The 20592-nt window shown below is 73.0% G+C and carries 16 protein-coding genes; 13 read left to right on the plus strand and 3 right to left on the minus strand.

What is annotated here, in order from left to right:
* The first annotated feature begins 14 nt into the window (after window positions 1-14).
* The 5 genes from IH25_RS0117635 (at window position 15) to IH25_RS0117655 (ending at window position 8406) form a co-directional block, all read left to right on the plus strand.
* Window positions 15-1394 (plus strand): ABC transporter substrate-binding protein, encoded by a 1380-nt coding sequence (locus tag IH25_RS0117635; RefSeq protein ID WP_030610608.1) that lies wholly within the window; start codon window positions 15-17, stop codon window positions 1392-1394.
* A gap of 7 nt (window positions 1395-1401) precedes the next feature.
* Window positions 1402-2745 (plus strand): carbohydrate ABC transporter permease, encoded by a 1344-nt coding sequence (locus tag IH25_RS0117640; protein WP_387872039.1) that lies wholly within the window; start codon window positions 1402-1404, stop codon window positions 2743-2745.
* Window positions 2742-3650 carry a carbohydrate ABC transporter permease gene (locus IH25_RS0117645; RefSeq protein ID WP_030610614.1) on the plus strand — a complete coding sequence of 303 codons (909 nt, stop codon included), beginning with the start codon at window positions 2742-2744 and terminating at the stop codon, window positions 3648-3650. Before IH25_RS0117640 ends, IH25_RS0117645 begins: the two co-directional genes overlap by 4 nt.
* A gap of 348 nt (window positions 3651-3998) precedes the next feature.
* Entirely contained in the window at window positions 3999-6200 is a 2202-nt protein-coding gene (locus IH25_RS0117650) for a bifunctional glycosyltransferase/CDP-glycerol:glycerophosphate glycerophosphotransferase (protein ID WP_030610617.1), read from the plus strand.
* 7 nt (window positions 6201-6207) lie between these two features.
* Window positions 6208-8406, plus strand: a complete 2199-nt coding sequence (locus IH25_RS0117655; RefSeq protein WP_030610619.1) for a bifunctional glycosyltransferase/CDP-glycerol:glycerophosphate glycerophosphotransferase — start codon at window positions 6208-6210, stop codon at window positions 8404-8406.
* Between the two features lie 33 nt (window positions 8407-8439).
* Here IH25_RS0117655 and IH25_RS0117660 read toward each other — a convergent pair whose 3' ends face one another.
* Window positions 8440-8853: an organic hydroperoxide resistance protein gene (locus tag IH25_RS0117660; protein WP_030610622.1), complete on the minus strand. Its 414-nt coding sequence runs from the start codon at window positions 8851-8853 to the stop codon at window positions 8440-8442.
* Window positions 8854-8954: 101 nt separating this feature from the next.
* Between IH25_RS0117660 and IH25_RS0117665 the strand changes: the two genes are divergently transcribed.
* The gene (locus tag IH25_RS0117665) at window positions 8955-9413 is read left to right on the plus strand and encodes a MarR family winged helix-turn-helix transcriptional regulator (RefSeq protein ID WP_280842498.1); all 459 of its coding nucleotides are present in this window, start codon (window positions 8955-8957) and stop codon (window positions 9411-9413) included.
* Here IH25_RS0117665 and IH25_RS0117670 read toward each other — a convergent pair.
* Complete coding sequence (locus IH25_RS0117670) at window positions 9367-10866, minus strand: glycosyltransferase family 39 protein (RefSeq protein ID WP_245172807.1); 1500 nt, start codon at window positions 10864-10866, stop codon at window positions 9367-9369. The genes IH25_RS0117665 and IH25_RS0117670 overlap by 47 nt on opposite strands.
* Window positions 10867-11085: 219 nt before the next feature.
* Here IH25_RS0117670 and IH25_RS0117675 point away from each other — a divergent pair, with 219 nt between their 5' ends.
* From IH25_RS0117675 to IH25_RS0117685, 3 genes are all read left to right on the plus strand, one after another.
* Complete coding sequence (locus tag IH25_RS0117675) at window positions 11086-12357, plus strand: glycosyltransferase 87 family protein (RefSeq protein WP_030610629.1); 1272 nt, start codon at window positions 11086-11088, stop codon at window positions 12355-12357.
* Window positions 12358-12500: 143 nt separating this feature from the next.
* Window positions 12501-13511 carry an aldo/keto reductase gene (locus IH25_RS0117680; RefSeq protein WP_030610631.1) on the plus strand — a complete coding sequence of 337 codons (1011 nt, stop codon included), beginning with the start codon at window positions 12501-12503 and terminating at the stop codon, window positions 13509-13511.
* Window positions 13512-13553: 42 nt separating this feature from the next.
* Window positions 13554-13973, plus strand: coding sequence for an SRPBCC family protein (locus IH25_RS0117685; RefSeq protein WP_030610633.1), 420 nt, complete (start codon window positions 13554-13556; stop codon window positions 13971-13973).
* A 102-nt stretch (window positions 13974-14075) separates the two neighbouring features.
* Here IH25_RS0117685 and IH25_RS0117690 read toward each other — a convergent pair whose 3' ends face one another.
* A complete protein-coding gene (locus IH25_RS0117690) occupies window positions 14076-14711 on the minus strand; it encodes a TetR/AcrR family transcriptional regulator (RefSeq protein ID WP_030610635.1) in 636 nt (211 codons plus the stop codon).
* A 199-nt stretch (window positions 14712-14910) separates the two neighbouring features.
* Here IH25_RS0117690 and IH25_RS0117695 point away from each other — a divergent pair, with 199 nt between their 5' ends.
* The 4 genes from IH25_RS0117695 (at window position 14911) to IH25_RS0117710 (ending at window position 20583) form a co-directional block, all read left to right on the plus strand.
* A complete protein-coding gene (locus tag IH25_RS0117695) occupies window positions 14911-15825 on the plus strand; it encodes an ABC transporter permease (RefSeq protein ID WP_030610637.1) in 915 nt (304 codons plus the stop codon).
* A complete protein-coding gene (locus IH25_RS0117700) occupies window positions 15818-16627 on the plus strand; it encodes an ABC transporter ATP-binding protein (RefSeq protein WP_037655107.1) in 810 nt (269 codons plus the stop codon). The genes IH25_RS0117695 and IH25_RS0117700 overlap by 8 nt, the downstream gene beginning before the upstream one ends.
* A 105-nt stretch (window positions 16628-16732) precedes the next feature.
* Window positions 16733-18940 carry a CDP-glycerol glycerophosphotransferase family protein gene (locus IH25_RS0117705; protein ID WP_030610660.1) on the plus strand — a complete coding sequence of 736 codons (2208 nt, stop codon included), beginning with the start codon at window positions 16733-16735 and terminating at the stop codon, window positions 18938-18940.
* A complete protein-coding gene (locus IH25_RS0117710) occupies window positions 18937-20583 on the plus strand; it encodes a glycosyltransferase family 2 protein (protein ID WP_030610665.1) in 1647 nt (548 codons plus the stop codon). Before IH25_RS0117705 ends, IH25_RS0117710 begins: the two co-directional genes overlap by 4 nt.
* Window positions 20584-20592: the final 9 nt, after the last annotated feature.

A 20592-nucleotide genomic window follows, 5' to 3' on the forward strand; every position in this document is an offset into this window, starting at 1 on the left:
CGAACGGGGAAGTGATGCACAGCAAGATCAGCACATGCCGGCCCCACCGGGCCGTCACCGCCGTCGCCGCCCTGCTCGCGGGGGCCCTCGCGCTCTCCGCCTGCTCCAGCGGTGACGACGACAAGGAGGGCACCGGGCAGAAGCCCGGCGCGACCACGGGTTCCACCGTCAGCCTGCCGAAGCTGGACGGCGCCAAGCTGGAGGTGGCCGCCGTCTGGACCGGCGGTGAGCAGGCCAACTTCAAGAAGGTCCTCGCCGAGTTCGAGAAGCGCACCGGCGCGTCGGTCACCTTCGTGCCCGCGCAGGACCCGATCATCAACTTCCTCGGTTCGAAGATCGCGGGCGGCCAGCCGCCGGACGTCGCGCTGCTGCCCCAGCCCGGTGCCATCAAGCAGGCCGTGCAGAAGGGCTGGGCCAAGCCGCTCGGCGCGGAGGCCGTCAAGGAGCTGGCGAAGAACTACTCCCAGGGCTGGCAGGACATCGGCAAGGTCGACGGCAAGCAGTACGGCGCCTACTACAAGGCCGCCAACAAGTCGCTGATCTGGTACAACACCCAGGTCTTCGAGAACGCGGGCGCGAAGGAGCCGAAGACCTGGCAGGAACTGCTGACCGCCTCGCAGGCCGTCTACGACTCCGGGGTCACGCCCTTCTCGGTGGCCGGCGCGGACGGCTGGCCGCTGACCGACTGGTTCGAGAACATCTATCTGTCCCAGGCGGGGCCCCAGAAGTACGACGAGCTGGCCCAGCACAAGATCAAGTGGACCGATCCCTCGGTCAAGCAGGCGCTGACCACCCTCGCCCAGCTGTGGGGGAAGAAGGACTATCTGGCGGGCGGCCAGAAGGGCGCGCTGCAGACCGAGTTCCCGCAGTCGGTCACCCAGACCTTCACCGGCGGCGACCAGCCGAAGTCGGGCATGGTCTACGAGGGCGACTTCGTGCAGGTGAACATCGGCGAGACCAAGTCGAAGGTGGGCACGGACGCGAAGGTGTTCCCCTTCCCGGCGGTCGGCGACAGCGCGCCGGTGGTCTCCGGCGGTGACGCGGCGGTGATCCTGAAGGACTCCAAGGCGGCGCAGGCCCTGGTCACCTTCCTCGCCTCGCCGGACGCGGCCACCATCCAGGCCAGGCTGGGCGGTTACCTCTCCCCGAACAAGAACGTGCCCCTGACGGCGTACCCGAACGCGGTGCAGCAGAAGATCGCCAAGGCGCTGATCGAGGCCGGCGACGACTTCCGCTTCGACATGTCCGACCAGGCCCCGCAGGCCTTCGGCGGCACCCCCGGCAAGGGTGAGTGGAAGGACCTCCAGGACTTCCTGAGGAACCCCGGGGACGTCGCGGGCGCCCAGGCGAAGCTGGAGCGGGACGCGGCCGCGGCGTACGGGAACGGGGGCTGATCCGGCCATGGCGTCGGCAGCGGCGGCCGGGGCCGCACCGGGCCCCGCCGCGCCCCGCGGTCGCAAGAGCGTGACCGGCACCCGCAAGACGGTGGCAGCGCTGTTCCTGCTGCCCGCGCTGGTGCTGCTCGGCGCGCTCGTGGTCTACCCGATCGGGTACTCGGTCGTCCGCAGTTTCGCGGGCAACTCCGGTGGCGGCTTCGTCGGTTTCGACAACTACGAGACGCTGTTCACCGACGACGGCATCCGCACCGCGCTGAAGAACAACGTCCTGTGGGTGGTGTTCGCGCCGACGGTCGCCACCGCGCTCGGCCTGGTCTTCGCGGTGCTGACCGAACGGGTGCGCTGGGGAACGGCGTTCAAGCTGGTCGTCTTCATGCCGATGGCGATCTCGATGCTGGCCGCCGGGATCATCTTCCGGCTGGTGTACGACCAGGACCCGGACAAGGGGGTCGCCAACGCGGTCTGGGTGGGCGTGCACGACACGTTCGCGCAGTCGTCGGCGTTCCCCAAGGCGCATCCGGGCCGCAAGTCGCCGCTCGTGGCGGACGGCGGGGGCTTCGTCACCCGGGACACCGTGCGCGCCGGGCAGCCGGTCGCCCTGCCGCTGGTCGGCGTGGCCCCCGACCGGCTGCCCGACGGGGTGCGGAAGGCCGTCGCGGCGAAGCCGGAGCCGGGCAAGGTCACCGGCACCACCTGGCAGGACTTCACCCGCGGCAAGGGCGTCGGCAGGCTCGGCGCCCCGGACCCGTCCGAGGTGGGGTACGCCGGGATGCGGATCGAGGCGGTCAAGGACGGCGAGGTGGTGGCCTCCGCCACGGCGTCCGGCGACGGCACGTTCACCCTGCCCGCCGCCGCGGACGGGGCCCGGCTGCGGCTGCCCGCGGACAACTTCCGGGAGCCGTACAACGGGGTCTCCTGGCTCGGCCCGGCGCTGGTCACCCCGGCGATCATCGGGGCGTACGTGTGGATGTGGGCGGGCTTCGCGATGGTGCTGATCGCGGCCGGGCTCGCGGGCGTGCCCCGGGAGCTGCTGGAGGCCGCGCGGGTGGACGGCGCCTCGGAGTGGCAGGTGTTCCGCAAGGTCACCGTGCCGCTGCTGGCCCCGGTGCTGGCGGTCGTCGTCGTCACCCTGATGATCAACGTGCTGAAGGTGTTCGACCTGGTGTTCATCATCGCGCCCGGCTCCTCGCAGGACGACGCGAACGTGCTGGCGCTGGAGCTGTACCGCAAGGGCTTCTCGGAGGGGCAGCCGGGCGTCGCGAGCGCGATCTCGGTGTTCCTGCTGCTGCTGGTGATCCCGGTGATGCTGTTCAACATCCGTCGGCTCAGGCGGGAGGTGCGGCGATGACGGCGACCGCGGAAGGCGTCCGGAAGGCCGATGCGGTCCGGGCGGTTCCCGCCCGGCGGCCGGTCGGCTCCCGGATCGTGGAGAAGCTGGGCGGCGGACTGGTCCGCGTGGTGCTGATCGTCGTGGGCCTGTTCTGGCTGGTGCCGACCATCGGCCTGCTGGTGTCCTCGCTGCGCTCGCCGCAGGACATGAGCGGGAGCGGCTGGTGGACGGTGTTCACCGAGCCGTCGCAGCTCACCGTGGACAGCTACCGGAAGCTGCTGGAGAACCCCGACATCACGGGCTCGCTGGTGAACACCGTGCTGATCACGGTGCCGGCGACGCTCCTGGTCGTGGTGATCGGGGCGCTGGCCGGCTACGCGTTCGCGTGGATGGAGTTCCCGGGCCGGGACTGGTGGTTCCTGGGCGTGGTGAGCCTGCTGGTGGTGCCCGTGCAGGTGGCGCTGATCCCGATCGCCGAACTCTTCGGGAGGATCGGGCTGTTCGGGTCGATCCTCGGGGTGATCCTGTTCCACACCGGGTTCGGGCTGCCGTTCGCGGTGTTCCTGCTGCGGAACTTCTTCGCGGAGATCCCGCGCGAACTGCTGGAGGCGGCCCGTCTGGACGGCGCCGGTGAACTGCGGCTGTTCGCGCGGGTGGTGATGCCGCTGGGCGGCCCGGCGATCGCCAGCCTCGGCATCTTCCAGTTCCTGTGGGTGTGGAACGACATGCTGGTCGCGCTGGTGTTCACCAAGTCGGGCACCCAGCCGATCACGGTCGCCCTGCAGACGCAGGTACGGCAGTTCGGCAACAACATCGACGTCCTGGCGCCCGGGGCGTTCCTCTCCATGGTGATCCCGCTGGCCGTGTTCTTCGCGTTCCAGCGGCAGTTCGTGACCGGTGTGATGGCGGGCGCGGTCAAGTAGGCGCACGCGTAGGTCACTTCAGGGGGCGGGTCCGTCGCGGCCCGCCCCCTTCGCGTACCCGTGGGGTAGCCCGAATGCCGTACCCGCCGTAACCAATTCACTCCATCGGCCGTTCCCCGGACCACCACGCCCGCGCCGAGCGACCCAGGGATGTCCCGTGCCCCGGTTCAGTGTCACCGTGCCGCAACCTCCCGGTTCCCTCCCCGTCACCGGGAGCCGCTGAACGCCGTTGTCCCTTCCGGGAGTTCCCATGCCCCTCGGCTCGACGCGGCCCGCCCCGAGCCGGCCGCCCACCTGGCGTCCGGCGGGACGGCCCGGCCGCGTCCGCACGACGACAGAGAGAACAGAATGCCCCGCTTCAGCATCATCGTCCCGTCCCATGGGGTCGCCGGACGGCTGTCCCAGGCGCTGGACTCGGTCCTCGGCCAGTCCTTCGGCGACCTCCAGCTGATCCCGGTCTGCGACGCCCCCGACGCCCCGGCGGCCGAGGTCGCCGCCGGGTACGCGGCGCGGGACTCCCGGGTGACCGTCGTCCACTCGCCGCCGTCCGCCGGGCTGAGCGGGGCGCGCAACGCCGGGCTGCGGGCGGCGACCGGCGCCTACGCGCTGTTCCTGGACGGCGACGACCTGCTGCTGCCGGGGTCGCTGGCGGTGGTGGACGCCCGGCTGTCCGAGGTCGCCGGGGTGGACGTGCTGTACTGCGAGCACGAGCGCGCCCCCTGGTGGGAGGGCGAGCCGGTGAACCCGGCCGGGCCGCTGCCGGCGAAGACCCCGCGCGGCGCCTTCGCCCCCGCCGAGCTGCCCGGGCTGACCGGCGTCCCGCTGCCCGCGTGGAGCGCCGTGTACCGCCGGGCCTTCCTCACCGAGCGGGAACTCGCCTTCCCGGACGGGCACTTCACCGACCTGGGCTGGGGCGGGCTGGTGACCGTCGCGGCCGGGCGGATCGCGGTGCTGCGCCGGGCCGTCGTACGCCACCGGTCCCGCCGCCAGGGCAGCCGGCTGAACCTGCCCGGCCCGCACCAGCACACCCTGCTGGACCAGGTGGAGCGGGTGCTGACCCGGGCGGCCGAGGCGGGGCTGCCGGCCGAGCGGACCGGGCCGCTGTTCGACCAGGCGTTCGCGCTGGTGCTGAAGACGGCGGCCCGGCCGGAGCGGCTGCCCTCGGGGCACCGGGCGTTCTTCCGCCGCGCGGCCCGGCTCTACCGGCTGCACCGGCCGGCCGGCCACCGGATGCCGGACGGCAGCCTCGGTGTGCAGCACCGGCTGCTGGCGGCGGGCGCGTACGGCGCGTTTTGCGCCCTGCGCGGCGCCAACCGGGCGGCCGGCGGCGCCGTCGCCCGGCTGCCGCTGCCGTGCGCGGCCCGCACCCGGCTGCGCTACGCCCGCGACCTGCGCCGCCCGCTCGATGCGGACCTCGCCGTGTACTGCGCGTACTGGGGCCGGGGGTACGCCTGCAACCCGGCGGCGATCCACGCCAAGGCCCGGGAACTGGCCCCGCACCTCCGCTCGGTGTTCCTGGTCGAGGCCGGCCAGGAGCACACCCTGCCGGACGGCGTGGAGTACGCGGTGCTCGGCTCGCGCCGCGCCTGGGAGGTGCTGGCCCGGGCCACGTACCTGATCAACAACGCCAACTTCGCCGAGGGCGTGGTCAAGCGGCCGGGCAGCGTGCATCTGCAGACCCAGCACGGCACCCCGCTGAAGACGATGGGCGTGGACCAGTCGGTGTACCCGGTGGTGGCGGCCCGGTCCGGCAGCTTCACCAAGCTGCTGGGCCGGGTCGACCGCTGGGACTTCAACCTGTCGTCCAACCGCCACTCCACCCGGATGTGGGAGCGCGCCTTCCCTGGCTCCTACGAACAGCTGGAGTACGGCTATCCGCGCAACGACGTCTACTACACGGCGACCGCCCGTGACGTGGCCCGGATCCGCCGCGAGCTGGGCGTCCCGGAGGGCCGGACGGCCGTGCTGTACGCGCCGACCCACCGCGACCACCACACCGGTTTCGAGCCCGGCCTGGACCTGGAGGCGTTCTGCCGGGCGGCCGGGGAGGACGTCGTCGTGCTGCTGCGCGCCCACTACTTCTACGACCGGGGCGGCCCGCGCGGCTCGGGCCGGATCATCGACGTCACCGCGCACCGCTCGGCGGAGGACGTGTGCCTGGCGGCGGACGCGCTGATCACCGACTACTCGTCGATCATGTTCGACTACGCCAACCTGGACCGGCCGATCGTGATCTACGCCGACGACTGGGAGGTGTACCGGGAGACCCGGGGGGTCTGCTTCGACCTGATGGCCGCGCCGCCGGGCCCGGTCGCCCGGACGCCCGGGGAGCTGGCCGCCGTGTTCCGCGACGGCTCGTACGCCGGCCCCGCGGCCCGGGCGCTGCGGGCCGCGTTCCGGGAGCGGTTCTGCGAGTTCGACGACGGGCGGGCCGCCGAGCGGGTGGTGCGCCGGGTGCTGCTCGGCGAGCCGCCCGAGGCGCTGCCGCCCGTGCTGCCGCTCGCCGAGCGCGTCCCCGCCCCCGCCGCCGCGACCCTCGTGAGGAGCTGAATCCGCCGTGCCCCGCTTCAGTGTGATCGTGCCCTGTTACAAGGTGCAGGGCTTTCTGCCCGAGTGCCTGGACTCGGTGCTCGGGCAGTCCTTCGGGGACTTCGAGCTGATCGCCGTGGACGACCGCTCCCCGGACGACTGCGGCGCGATCCTGGACGAGTACGCCGGGCGCGACGCGCGAGTGAAGGTGCTGCACCTGCCGGAGAACGTGGGCCTCGGCAAGGCCCGCAACGCCGGGCTCCCGCACGCCACCGGCGACTACCTGCTCTTCCTGGACAGCGACGACACCCTCACCCCGGGCGCGCTGGCGGCCGTGGCCGACCGGCTCGCCGAGACCGCCGACCCGGACGTGCTGGTCTTCGACTACGCGCGCACCTACTGGTGGGGCGGCACCCGGCGCAACGTCCTCGCGCACCTCCTCGCCAAGGAGGAGGTGTTCACCGCCGCCGAGTACCCGCCGATCCTGGACCTGCTGATGGTGGTGTGGAACAAGGCCTACCGCCGGGACTTCGTCACCGAGCACGGCTTCGCCTTCCCGCCGGGCTACTACGAGGACACCCCCTGGACGTTCCCGGTCATGCTCAGCGCCCGCCGGATCGCCGCCCTGGACCGGATCTGCCTGCTCTACCGGCAGCGCCGGCAGGGCAGCATCCTGTCCACCACCAGCCGCAAGCACTTCGACATCCACGACCAGTACGAGCGGGTCTTCGCGTATCTGGCCGGGCGGCCGGAGCTGGCGTCCTGGCGGCCGTATCTGCACCGCAAGATGGGCGAGCACTGCCTGGACATCCTGGCCAAGCCGGACCGGCTGCCGCCCGCCGACAAGGCCGAGTTCTTCCGGCGCACGGCCCGGATGTTCCGCGCCCACCGGCCCGAGGGCGCCCGGGTGGACGGCGAGGTCTCCGTGCTGACCGGCTCCTGGACCGGGTACCGGCTGCGGCGGCAGTCGGCGCGGGCCGGCCGGGAGGCGGTCCGGCGGGCGGGCCGGGCGCGCCGGGTCGCCGCCGCGCGGGCCGGCGCCGGCTGGGCCGCGCTGCACGCGCGCCGCCCGCTGGACGAGAGCCTCGTGGTGTACTCGGCGTCCTCGCACCGGGGCGTGCTCGGCGACCCGGCGGCGATCTACCACGCGGCCCGCGAGATCGCGCCGGAGCTGCGCGGGGTGTGGGTGGTGCGGGACGAGGAGACGGCGGCGGGGCTGCCGGACGGCGTGGAGCACGTGATCGTCGGCTCGCGGCGCTATCGGGAGGTCACCGCGCGCGCGAAGTTCTTCGTCAACGACGTCAACTGGCCCGGCACCCTGGTCAAGCGCCCCGGCAGCGTGCACATCCACACCCACCAGGGCACCCCGCTGAAGTATTTGGGCGCCGATCTGCGGGACAAGCCCGGCGCCCGGCTCGGCTTCGACGTGCCGCAGATGCTGCGCCGGGCCGACCGCTGGGACTACAGCCTGGTCGCGAGCCGCCACGCCGAGCTGGTGTGGGAGCGGGCCTACCCCTGCCACTTCACCTCGGTGCGCACCGGCAGCCCGCGCAACGACGTGCTGGTGCACGGCGGGCCCGGCGGCTTCCGGGAGCGGCACGGCATCCCGGCGGACCACACGGTGGTGCTGTACGCGCCGACCCGCCGGGACTACCGCCGCGGCGGGTACGTGGACCGGATCGACCCGGCCCGGTTCGCGGCCGCGCTCGGCGAGGGGCACACGCTCGTGGTGCGGCTGCACCCGTCGCTGGCGGCCGGCCCGGCGCGGGGCATGGGCCTGGCGGAACTGGCCCGGCGCCGGATCGTGGTGGACGCGACCGACGAACCGCACCTGGCGGACGTCCTGCTCGCGGCGGACGTGCTGGTCACCGACTACTCGTCCGTGATGTTCGACTACGCCGTCCTGGACCGGCCGATCGTGGTCCACGCCGACGACTGGCCCGCGTTCACCGCGAGCCGGGGCACCTATCTCGACATCACCGCCGAGCCGCCGGGCCACGTCACCCGCACCTTCCGGGAGCTGTCCGGGCTGTTCGCCTCGGGCGGCTGGCGGGACGCGGAGTCGGCGCGGCTGCGGGCCGCCTTCCGGGCCCGGTTCTGCGAGTTCGAGGACGGGCGGGCCGCCGAGCGGGTGGTGCGCACCCTGCTGCTGGGCGAGCCGCTGTCCGGCCCGGCGTCCCGGATCCCGGGCCAGTCCGGGTCCCGGGACGCGCTGTCGCCGGCGTAGCGGCCGCCCGGCCGCCCGACGACTACTCGACGACTACTCGATGACGAGGTCGACGTCGATGTTGCCGCGGGTGGCGTTGGAGTACGGGCAGACCTGGTGGGCGGTCTCGACCAGCTTGCGGCCGGTGGCCTGGTCCACCGTGTCGGGCAGTTCGACGCGCAGGGTGACCTTCAGCCCGAAGCCCTCGCCCTGCTTGCCTATGCCCACCTCGGCGGTCACGGCGGCGTCGCTGACGTCGACCTTGGCCTGGCGGCCGACCAGGCCGAGGGCGCTGCCGAAGCAGGCGGCGTACCCGGCGGCGAAGAGCTGCTCGGGGTTGCTGCCCTGGCCGTCGCCGCCCAGTTCGACCGGCATGGCCAGGGCGAGGTCGATCCGGCCGTCGGAGGAGACCGCGCGGCCCTCGCGGCCGTGGGTCGCGGTGGCGACGGCGGTGTAGAGCGCGTCCATGGAGACCATCCCTCTCGGATGCGGGGTTCGTGACAACCGAAAGTAGAGCACACAATTAAGTTGTGCACAACTAAATGCCGTGCGAGAGCTATCCTGGGGGCATGACCGAACCGGAGTGGCTCCGCCTGGACCGCCAGATCTGCTTCTCCCTGCACGCCGCGTCCCGCGCCTTCAACGGCGTGTACCGCGTCGTCCTAGGGGACCTCGGGCTCACCTACCCGCAGTACCTGGTGATGCTGGTGCTGTGGGAACAGGGCGACCTGCCCGTCAAGAAGCTCGGCGAGCAGCTGCGACTGGACTCCGGCACGCTGTCCCCGCTGGTCAAGCGGCTGGAGGCGGCCGGTCTGGTACGGCGCGAGCGCAGCGCCGCGGACGAGCGGTCGGTCCTCGTCCGGCTCACCGGGGAGGGCGCGGCGCTGCGCGAGCGGGCGCTGGAGGTGCCGCGCCGGATCATGTCGGCGACCGGCTTCGACCCGGCGGAGATCGGCGAGCTGCGCGAGCGGCTCGACCGGCTCACCGCCGCCCTGGACGCGGCGGCGCGGACGGAGGCCACGCGCTGACCGGGCGGACGTAGAGCCGTACGGTCGCCACGCCCCGCACGGCTTCCTCCCGGCCGGTGAACTGCTGCCAGAGCACGGCCAGCTTCGCCCGTTCCACGGGGTTGCGGGGCACCCAGCGGGCGCCGAGCAGCCGGCGGTCCCCGACGACCCACACCCGGTCCAGCCCCGCCAGCCTGCGGCGCAGCTCGGCCACGCCGGCCTCGCGCCCGTACAGCGTCCCGGACTCCGCCGCCCCCGCCACCCGCAGCACGTCCCGGGTCCCGCGGAACGGCCGGGGGTAGGTGAGCGCCACGTTGCGCAGGGCCGCCGGCACGAACACCACGGCGTCCCCGGCGGCCAGTTCCCGCCCGGCGGCCCGGGAGACGGCCCCCAGGTCGTCCGCGCGGGCGCCGGGTTCGCGGTCGGCCCGCAGAAGGGGGAACTGGTGGACCACCGCGAGCGCGACGGCGGCGGCACCGAGCAGGGCGAGGGCCGGGGAGGAGCGGAGCCGGCGCCCGCCCGGCCGGCCGAGCGCCCACAGCCGCTCCACCGCCGCCGCCACCCGCTCCGCCCCGCAGGCCACCAGCAGCGGCGCCCCCGACAGGGCGTAGAGCACGTACCGGTCGACGTACAGCGGTGACGCCTGGGACACCAGCATCAGCACCAGCGGCGGCACCACCATCAGTGGCAGACCCACCCCCGCGCAGGTCGGCTCCCCCCGCCGCCCGGTCAGCCGCAGCAGCCCCACGCACGCCAGCGCGAGACACACCCAGTACACCGAGTCGGCCGGCCCCAGGAACCTGCGCAGCAGCCCCCCGGCCGTCTCCGCCGTGGGCGTCCGCAGCCAGGCCAGCTGCGCCGACTGGCCCCGCGACACCAGCACCATCGGCAGCAGCGCGAGCACGACCGCCGCCGCCGCGCACCCCCAGCCCCGCCACACCCGCCGCCCGGCCCGGGCCAGCACGAGCGACACCGCGTGGGCGAGGAGCAGCAGCACGGCGAACTCGTGCAGCCAGCAGGTGAGGGCGAGGACCACGCCGTAGGCCCGCCACGGACCGCCGCGCATCGCCCGCACGAACAGCAGCGTCGCCGCGGTGGCACCGGCCGCGACCAGGGCGTAGGAGCGGCCCTCCTGCGCGTAGTGCCCGGCCATCGGGGTGACGGCGTAGAGCAGTCCGGCCCACAGCCCGGCCCGCGGCCGGATGAGCCGGCGGCCGAGCTCGGCCACCAGCGCCGCCGTGGCGGCCGCCGCGCACACCGACGGCAGCCGCAGCACGACCTCGCCGGGGTGCACGGCGAGGACGGCGTGCAACAGCAGGTAGTACAGGCCGTGCACCGCGTCCACGTCGTGCAGCAGGTGCCAGATCTGCGGCACCGTACGGCGCCCCACCTGGAAGCTGACGGCCTCGTCGCGCCACATGCCGCCCCGGTCCAGCCGCCACAGCCCGAGGGCCAGCATCACGGCCGCGGGCACGCCCGGAACGGCGGCCCGCCGCAGCCGTTCCCGGAGGGGTGGCCGGCTCGTTGTACCGGTCGGTGCGCCCGTGGGCGCGCCGGCCGCTCGACGCGATCGCGGTTTCGCAGGAAGCCCGACGTTCACCATGGCCCGATCTCTTGCGATTAGCCAATATTTGCGGATGTTGACGGCGTATCAGCCGGGATACACCCTCCGCACCGCTTAGGCTCCCATGCGATGAACCGTCTCCGTGTCACCCCCGGACCGATCGTCACCCTCATCGCCCTGTGGCTGGCCACCCGCGCCCTGATGCTGTGGCTGACCGCGCACAGCGGTCCCCGGCTGCTGGGCGGGGGTGCGGTGACCCGGGAGGTGTGGCGGCTGTACCACCACTGGTACGGCGTGCTCGCGCACGGCTCCTTCCCCGTGCACGACACGCTGTGGCAGTACCCGCCGGGCGCGGGCGCGGTGCTGCTGGCGCCGGGGCTGCTGCCGGGCCTGACCTACTTCCAGGCGTTCGTGCTGCTCACCCTGGCCGTGGACGCGCTGACCGTGGCGGCGCTGCTGCGCGCGGGCAGCCGGCCCGGCCGCAGCCTGCTCGGCGCGGCCCTGTGGACCGGCGGCCTGCCGCTGCTGCTGCACCTGCCGCTGGCCCGCTACGACGTCCAGGTCACCGCCCTGGGCGTGCTCTCCCTGCTGGCCATGGCCCGCTTCCCGCGCGCGGGCGGCGCCCTGGCGGCGCTGGGCGCACTGGTGAAGGTGTGGCCGGCGCTGGCGCTGCTGGGCACGCCCCGGGGCCGGCCGACGCGCGGGGCATGGCTGTCGGCGGGGTGGACCGGGGCCGGGTGCCTGGCCGTGCTCGCGGTGTTCTTCACCCACCCGCTGTCCTTCCTGCGGGAGCAGGGCGGCCGGGGCGTGCAGATCGAGTCGCTCGGCGGTACGGCGCTCAATCTGGCCCGGCGGCTGGGCTGGTCCGGCCGGTCCCGCTACCAGTACGGCGCGGTGGAACTGGTCGGCCCGCATGTGCGCGCGGTCGCCGTCGCCTCCCTCACGCTGACGGCGCTCTCCTTCGGGCTGCTGGTGCTGTGGCGGGTGCGGGCGCGGTACTGGAGCGAGGCGACGCCGTTCGACGCGGCGCTGAGCGCGGTGCTGCTGTTCACGGTCACCAGCCGGGTCATCAGCCCGCAGTACATGATCTGGCTGATCGGGCTGGCCGCCGTGTGCCTGACCTCCCGGCACACCGGTCAGCGGCCGGTGGCGGTGCTGGTCCTCGCGGCATCCGCGCTGAGCACGGTGGCGTTCCCGATGTACTACCGCGAGGTGATCGACGGCACCTGGGCGGGCTGCCTGCTGATGCTGGCCCGCAACGGGCTGCTGACGGCCGCCGCCGTGCTGTCCTTCGTCCGGCTGTGGCGCTCCGCGCGCCCACCGGCCGACGGGGCGGGTCCCACGGCGCGGCCCCGACCGGACTCCGACCGCCTTCCGGACCGGGCGCTGAGCGCGTCGTAGCGGGGTCCCGTTTGCATTACCACGCGTCTGCAATTATTGTTACCAGCAGTTAAACGCGTCTGCAATTAACCGGGTCGCGCGTCACCCCGCCCGCGTGTCCGTGCGGCCCGGGCGCGGAGACACCGATCGAAAAGGCACCACCCATGGCACTGAAGCACCTCCTGCCCGGCCGGCTCGGCTTCGGCACCGCCCCGCTGGGCAACATGTTCCGCGCGATCCCCGACGAGGAGGCCCGCGCCACCGTCGAGGCGGCCTGGGACCAGGGCGTCCGCTACTACGACACCGCCCCCTTCTACGGCGCCGGCCTCGCCGAGGAGCGCCTGGGCCAGGTCCTCTCCGCCCGGCCCCGCGACACCTATGTGCTGTCCACCAAGGTCGGCCGGGTCATCCTCGACGAGCCGGAGACCGACGCCCCCGACTTCGGCGAGAAGGGCGGCCTGTTCGAGCACGGCAACCCCCACAAGATCCTCCACGAGTGGACCGCCGAGGCCACCGAGCGCTCCATCGAGGGCAGCCTGAAGCGTCTGGGCGTCGACCGGCTCGACATCGTCTGGGTGCACGACATCGCCCAGGACTTCCACGGCGACGCCTGGATCCAGAAGTTCGAGGAAGCCCGCACCGGAGCCTTCCGCGTGCTGTCCCGCCTGCGCGACGAGGGCGTCATCAAGGCATGGGGCCTGGGCGTCAACAAGACCGAGCCCATCGAGCTGACCCTCGCCCTGGACGAGCCGCGGCCCGACGGCTTCCTCCTCGCCGGCCGCTACACCCTGCTCGACCACGAGCACGCACTCCAGCGCCTGCTCCCCATGGCCGAGGAGCAGGGCGTCGAGATGGTCGTCGGCGGCCCCTACAGCTCCGGCATCCTCGCCGGCGGCAGCCACTTCGAGTACCAGCAGGCCCCGCCGGAGATCATCGAGAAGGTCTCCCGCCTGAAGGCCCTCGCGGACAAGCACGGCATCAGCATCAAGGCCGCCGCCCTGCAGTTCGCCCTCGCCCACCCGGTCAGCGCCGCGGTCATCCCCGGTGCCACCCGCCCGAGCCGGATCGCCGAGGACCTGTCCGCCCTGGACGAGACCGTCCCGGCCGCCTTCTGGCACGACCTGCGCGCCGCCGACCTGGTCAGCCCGGCCGCCCCGCTGCCCGACGCCGCCTGACCCCCACACCCCCCACACACAGCAAGCCCTAGGAGCAAGACCGTGGCTTCGACTTCCGTCAGCCGCACAGTCCCCGCCTCACCCGAGAAGGTGTGGAGCCTCATAGGCGGCTTCGACGCCCTGCCCGACTGGCTCCCCTACATCCCCGAGAGCACCACGCTCGAAGGCGGCCGGGTACGCCGGCTGACGAACCCCGAGGGCGAGGTCATCATCGAACGCCTCGTGGACTTCAACGAGGCCGAGCGCCACTACAGCTACGCCATCCTCCAGGCCCCGTTCCCCGTCAACGGCTACGTCTCCACCCTCCGCGTCCACGCCGTCCCCGGCCAGGAGAACGCCGCCGAGGTCCAGTGGTCCGGCCGCTTCAACCCGGACGGCGCCACCGAGGACGAGGTCGTCGACCTCTTCACCGGCATCTACCGCGACGGCCTCGACGCCCTCCACAAGACCCTCTCCGCCTGACACCAGGCCGGACCGCACGGCCCCGGACGCGCACCCGCGTACCGGGGCAGCGGTGTGCCCGGGCACGGACGCCGGGCCGGCCCGCTCACCGGCGGTCGCCCGTCACAGCGCCCTGAGGGCCGCCGCCGTGGCGCGGGCCAGCTTCTCCAGGTAGCCCTTCGGCGGCTTCGGGGCGCGGATCACCACCGAGCGCCAGTACAGCGGGCCGGAGATCAGATCGAGGGCCAGCTCCGGGTCCGCCCCGGCGCGCAGTTCGCCCCGCTGTTCGGCCGCCGCCACGATCCGGCTGGCCACGCCCTCCTGACCGTCCCGCAGGGCCTTCTGGAAGGCCTGGGCGAGATCGGGGTTGCGGGCCGCCTCGGCCTGGAGGTCGGGGATGATCTGGGACGCGACCGGGTGGCGCAGGGCGCGGGAGGTGACCTCGTACAGCAGGCGCAGGTCGCCCTCCAGCGAGCCGGTGTCGGGCACCGGGAAGCCGGTCACCGCCATCGCGGACACCACGTCCAGGACCAGGTGGAGCTTCGAACGCCAGCGCCGGTACACCGCCGTCTTGCCGACGCCGGCCCGGCGGGCGATGCCCTCGATGGACATGCGCGCGTAGCCGACCGCGGCCAGTTCCTCGAAGACCGCCGTCCGGATGGCCTCGGTCACGTCCTCCCGGAGCACGGCGGCCCCGGCGGGCGCGCGGCGGCGCGGACGCGCCGGCGGCTCGTCGGCGGAGGCGGCGTTCGTCGTCATACCGCACAGCATAGGCCGTGACGACGAAACGGTTGCGTTCCGACGTGCGCTGCCCTACGCTCACGTTGCGACGATACGGTCCCGTCCCGACGTAAGAACACGTGAAGAGAAACGTAAGGAAACGCCGGCCGACGGGCACCGCGACGCGCCCGGCGCGCGCCGGGCGCGGCATCCCCTCCCCCGAGCGAAAGCAGCGGATGTGAGTCAGGTCCTCCACACACCGCCCCCCACCCGGGCCCCGGCCGACGGCGATCTCGCGGCGCTCGCGGCCCGGCACGGCCTGTCGGTCAGCGGCGCCCGCCCCTCCCTGCCGCAGTACGTCCGCCAGCTGTGGGCCCGCCGCCACTTCATCAGTGCCTTCGCCACCGCCAAGCTCACCGCGCAGTACAGCCAGGCGAAGCTCGGCCAGGTCTGGCAGGTCATGACCCCGCTGCTGAACGCGGCGGTCTACTACTTCATCTTCGGCGTGCTGCTCGGCACCAAGCAGAACGTCGCGGACTACGTGCCCTTCCTGGTCACCGGCATCTTCGTGTGGACGTTCACGCAGAGCTCGATCATGGCGGGCACCCGGGCGATCTCCGGCAACCTCGGCCTGGTGCGGGCCCTGCACTTCCCGCGCGCCGCCCTGCCGATCTCCTTCGCCCTCCAGCAGCTCCAGCAGCTGCTGTTCTCGATGTGCGCGCTGGCCGTCATCCTGCTCTGCTTCGGCGTGCCGGTCGCCGCCTCCTGGCTGCTGGCCGTCCCCGCGCTCGTCCTGCAGTTCACCTTCAACGCGGGCGTCTCCATGGTCATGGCGCGGCTGGGCGCCAAGACCCCGGACATCGCCCAGCTGATGCCGTTCGTGCTGCGCACCTGGATGTACGTGTCCGGCGTGATGTGGAGCATCGACTCGATCGCCAAGCACGACGATCTGCCGCGCATTGTCACCGTTCTGCTACAGATCAACCCGGCCGCCGTCTACATCGACCTGATGCGGTTCGCGCTGATCGACAGCTTCCAGGCCCACCAACTGCCCCCGCACGTCTGGGCGGCGGCGGTCGGCTGGGCCCTGCTCGCCGGCATCGGCGGCTTCATCTACTTCTGGAAGGCTGAGGAGACGTACGGCCGTGGCTGAGCACACCTCCGAGAAGGTCCCCACCGTCGTCGCCGACCGCGTCGACATCGTCTACCGGGTCAACGGCACCGGCGCGGGCCGGGGTTCCGCCACCGCCGCCCTCAACCGCATCCTGCGCCGGGGGCAGGCCGAGAAGGCGGCCGGCGTGCGCCGGGTGCACGCGGTGAAGAAGGTCTCGTTCGTCGCCTACAAGGGCGAGGCGATCGGACTCATCGGCACCAACGGCTCGGGGAAGTCGACCCTGCTGAAGGCGGTCGCGGGCCTGCTCCCGGTGGAGAGCGGGCACATCTACACCGACGGCCAGCCGTCCCTGCTGGGCGTGAACGCCGCCCTGATGAACGACCTCACCGGCGAGCGGAACGTCTTCCTCGGCGGCCTGGCCATGGGCATGTCCCGGGAGCAGGTCAAGGAGCGCTACCAGGACATCGTCGACTTCTCCGGCATCAACGAGAAGGGCGACTTCATCACCCTGCCCATGCGCACGTACTCCTCCGGCATGGCCGCGCGGCTGCGCTTCTCCATCGCCGCCGCCAAGGACCACGACGTCCTGCTCATCGACGAGGCGCTGGCCACCGGCGACCGTTCCTTCCAGCGGCGCTCGGAGGAGCGGATCCGCGAACTGCGCAAGCGCGCCGGCACGGTGTTCCTGGTCAGCCACAACAACAAGTCGATCCGCGACACCTGCGAGCGGGTCCTGTGGCTGGAGCGCGGCGAACTGCGCATGGACGGGCCGACGGAGGAGGTCATGAAGGAGTACGAGGCCTTCACCGGCGAGAGGAAACCGGCCGCCGCGAAGGCGTAGACCGTGAACCGGCGGGCGGTACGGGACCGTTACTCGTTTATAGGTCCCTTACATGACGTTGTGGAAGATGTGCCGGACATACCCAGCCGTAAGGAGTCCACCGCGATGCCCCAGCTGAGCGTGATCGTCTATGGGCCGAACGCCCAGGGGCATCTGACCGAATTGCTGGACTCCCTGACAGCCCATCCGCCACCGGACACCGAGGTGATCGTCGCCGCCGTCGGCGACTGGGCGCGGGAGACGGCCGAGGGCCACGCCCCCGGGGTGAGCGTCGTAGCGCTGCCGGACGGCACGGGGGACGCGGCGGCCCGCACGGCCGGTGCCGCCCGGGCCGCCGGCCGCTGGCTGCACTTCGTCCACGCCAAGGACGGCCTCCCGGCCGGCGGCCCCCGGCTGATCGCCGAGCGGACCGCCGAACTGGACGCCCTGGACGGCGCGGACCCCGTCGACGTGCTCCTGTTCGACCACGTCACCACCGACTGGCAGACCGTCAGCAGACCCTCGCCGGACGGCCGCCGGCTGGCCGCCGCCGACCGGGCCGCCCGGCCCCTGGACGAGGCCGCCGACCTGCTGCGGCTCGCCCCGCTGCTCGGCAACCGCGCCCTGCGCACCGCCTTCTGGCGGGCCCACGAGGAGCTGCACACCGAGGCCGACGAGCAGCGCGCCGCCCACGCCGCGCTGCTGGCCGCCGGCCGGATCGCCTGCCTGAACCAGGCCGCGTACGAACACCGCGTGCCGCGCCCGCAGAGCCTGCCGCCCCGCAACCCCGAGGACCGGTTCGCGCTCATCGACCGGTACGAGTCGCTGCTCCCGCTCACCGCGGACCGCCGCGCCCCGCACGCGGTGCTGTACGACCTGATGGTGCGGGACCTGGTCACCACCTTCGCCCGCGAGGACCTGCCCGACGCGGTGGCCCGCGAGTTCTTCCGCCGTGCCTCGCTCGCCGCGGTCCGCTGGCGCCCCGAGAACCACCAGCGCCCGGCCGGCCTGGACGGCATACGGCACGCGCTGCTGGAAGAGGGCGCCTACAGCCGCTACCGCGCGCTCCAGACCGCCAACCGCACCCGTCGCGCCGCCCGCACGGCCCTGCGCACCCGCAAGCGGCAGCTGGGCGCCAAGGTCCGCGACCAGCAGTACCAGCGCGCGCTGAGCCGCCCGGTCGACCCCGACCTCGCCGTGTTCGCGGCCTACTGGAACCGCGGGGTGGCCTGCAACCCGGCCGCGATAGCCGCCAAGCTCGGCGAACTCGCCCCGCACATACGCCCCGTGTGGACGGTGAGCAAGAAGAACGCGGCCCTGCTGCCGCCCGGCACCGACCACGTGATCCCCGGCTCCCGCCGCTACTGGGAGACCATGGCCACCGCCAAGTACCTGACGAACAACGTCAACTTCCCCAACGCGGTGGTCAAACGCCCGGGCACCATCCACCTCCAGACCCACCACGGCACCCCGCTCAAGCGGATGGGCATGGACCAGCGCGCCTACCCGGCCGCCGCCCAGGGCCTGGACTTCGCCGCGCTGATGGCCCGCGTCGACCGATGGGACTACAGCCTCAGCGCCAACAGCCACACCACCCGCATGTGGGAGCGCGCCTACCCGGCCCGCTACACCTCGCTGGACTACGGCTATCCGCGCAACGACGTCTACTACACGGCCACGGCCGCCGACGTCCGCGCCGCCCGGGAGCGCCTCGGCATCGCCCCCGGCCAGACGGCCGTGCTGTACGCGCCCACCCACCGCGACTACGAGGCCGGCTTCACCCCCCGCCTCGACCTGGCCGCCCTCGCCGACCGCCTCGGCGAGAACACCGTCCTGCTGGTCCGCGCCCACTACTTCTACGGCACCGCCGCCCAGCCGACCGGCCTGCGCCGCTCCGGCCGGATCATCGACGTCTCCGTCTACGACCCCGTAGAGGAGCTGTGCCTGGCCGCCGACGCCCTGGTCACCGACTACTCGTCGATCATGTTCGACTACGCCAACCTGGACCGGCCGATCGTGGTCTACGCCGACGACTGGGAGACCTACCGCACCACCCGCGGTGTCTACTTCGACCTGATGGCAGACCACCCCGGGCAGGTCGCGCGCACCCAGGAGGAACTGACGGAGATCTTCCGCTCCGGCGCCTGGCGCGACGAGCGCGCGGCCAAGGCGCGGGCCGCGTTCCGGCAGCGGTTCTGCGAGTACGACGACGGACGCGCCGCCGAACGGGTCGTACGGCGGGTGTTCCTCGGCGAACCGGAGGAGGCGCTGCCCCCGGTCCTCCCCGTCGAGCAGCGCACCCCCGCCCCGACGCCCGAGGAGGCCACCGCATGACCAGTCCCGACGTCACGGTCACGATCATCGTCCACAACGACGCGGCCCGGCTGCCCCGCGCGGTCGCCTCCGTGCGCGCGCAGACCCACGCCGGCATCGAGATCGTCATCAGCGACGACCACTCCACCGACGACACCCCCGAGGTGGCCCGGCGGCTGGCGGCCGAGGACGACCGCATCCGCGTCATCCGGCTGCCGGAGAACAGCGGCGGGTGCAGCGCCCCGCGCAACCGGGCCATCGAGATCTCCCGGGCGCCGTACCTGATGTTCCTGGACAGCGACGACGAACTCCCGCCGCGCGCCGTGGAGGTGCTGCTCGCCGCGCACCGGGAGCGCGAGGTCGACTTCGCCATGGGCGCGGTGCGCCGGGTCCGGGTCGACAACGGGCGCCGCTCCACCTGGATGCCCCACCTTGTCGCCGAGCGCCGCACCCTGGAGGGCATCGAGGAGGACCCCCGGCTGCTCTTCGAGCACCTGGCGACGAGCAAGATGTACCGGCGCGACTTCCTGGACCGCCACCAGCTGCGCTTCCCCGAGGGCATCCACTACGAGGACCAGCTCTTCTCGGCGCAGGCGTACTGCCTGGCCAAGGCGTTCACGATCGTCCCGGAGCCGGTGTACGTCTGGTACATCGAGCCGTTCGCCGCCGCGTCCGCCGCGTCCATATCCAACCAGCGGGACCGGATATCCAACGTCCGCGACCGGGTGGGCGTCCAGCGGCTGATCGACGACTTCCTGCTCAGCAGCGGACACGAGGGGCTGCGGGAGGACAAGGACTTCAAGTTCCTCAAGCACGACTTCCGCATGTACGCCGGCGATCTGCCCTACCGGGACGACGCGTGGCTGACCTCCTTCGCCGAGATCATGAACCCGTACCTGGACACACTGTCCCCCGGGGCGTACGGCAGGCTGCCGCGGGACGAGCGGGTGGTGCTGGAGCTGCTGCGGCAGGGGCGCACGGCCGAGGTACGGCTCGCGGCACGCGGGCTGGGGCACCAGGTGGCGCCGCGCCGGGTGACGACCGACGGCGCGGGTGTGCCGTACTGGGGCGAGACGCCGCCGGCGACGGAGCGGGCCCGCCGCGAACTGGACCTGTCCGAACTGGAGCTGGAGACCCGCCCGTTCCCGGCGGCCCGGTTCCGCCACGAGATCACGGACCTGACGTTCGACCCCGGCGCGGCCCTCACCCTGACGATCCGCACCTACGACCCGGGCCGGCGCCTGCCCGTCGGCCCCCAGCGCGCCTCGCTGCTGCTCACCCCGGGCAGGCGCCGGATGACGGTCCCGTTCCGCCTGGACCCGGTGCGCCCCGGCGTCTTCACCGGCACGGTCCGGCTCGAACTCGCCTCGGCGTCCCTTCCCGTCCAGGGCTTCGACGGCTACCGCCACCCCTTGATCCGCCTGGAGCAGCAGGGCCTGGCCAACTCGTCCGTGCTGCTCGCCCCGCCGGACTTCGCCACGCGCACGGCCCGCGTCCCGCACCACACCGTCACCGTCGAACCGGAGCCCCGCAGCCCCGGCCGGCTCCAGATCCGCTGGCGCCCGGTGGGGACGACGGCCCGGGTGCTGCGCCCGATGGCCCGCCGGGTCACCCACCCGCGCCTGCGCAACGCCGCGCGGCTGGTGGCGAGTGTGCTGAAGTAGCGGGCGCGC

Source organism: Streptomyces achromogenes subsp. achromogenes, assembly GCF_000720835.1.
Taxonomy (GTDB): domain Bacteria; phylum Actinomycetota; class Actinomycetes; order Streptomycetales; family Streptomycetaceae; genus Streptomyces; species Streptomyces achromogenes.

Bases quoted from the DNA above. Each gene is read 5' to 3' on its own strand.
- IH25_RS0117635 (WP_030610608.1), top strand. From the start codon at position 15: ATGCACAGCAAGATCAGCACATGCCGGCCCCACCGGGCCGTCACCGCC.
- IH25_RS0117640 (WP_387872039.1), top strand. From the start codon at position 1,402: ATGGCGTCGGCAGCGGCGGCCGGGGCCGCACCGGGCCCCGCCGCGCCC.
- IH25_RS0117645 (WP_030610614.1), top strand. From the start codon at position 2,742: ATGACGGCGACCGCGGAAGGCGTCCGGAAGGCCGATGCGGTCCGGGCG.
- IH25_RS0117650 (WP_030610617.1), top strand. From the start codon at position 3,999: ATGCCCCGCTTCAGCATCATCGTCCCGTCCCATGGGGTCGCCGGACGG.
- IH25_RS0117660 (WP_030610622.1), bottom strand. From the start codon at position 8,853: ATGGACGCGCTCTACACCGCCGTCGCCACCGCGACCCACGGCCGCGAG.
- IH25_RS0117665 (WP_280842498.1), top strand. From the start codon at position 8,955: ATGACCGAACCGGAGTGGCTCCGCCTGGACCGCCAGATCTGCTTCTCC.
- IH25_RS0117675 (WP_030610629.1), top strand. From the start codon at position 11,086: ATGAACCGTCTCCGTGTCACCCCCGGACCGATCGTCACCCTCATCGCC.
- IH25_RS0117680 (WP_030610631.1), top strand. From the start codon at position 12,501: ATGGCACTGAAGCACCTCCTGCCCGGCCGGCTCGGCTTCGGCACCGCC.
- IH25_RS0117690 (WP_030610635.1), bottom strand. From the start codon at position 14,711: ATGACGACGAACGCCGCCTCCGCCGACGAGCCGCCGGCGCGTCCGCGC.
- IH25_RS0117705 (WP_030610660.1), top strand. From the start codon at position 16,733: ATGCCCCAGCTGAGCGTGATCGTCTATGGGCCGAACGCCCAGGGGCAT.
- IH25_RS0117710 (WP_030610665.1), top strand. From the start codon at position 18,937: ATGACCAGTCCCGACGTCACGGTCACGATCATCGTCCACAACGACGCG.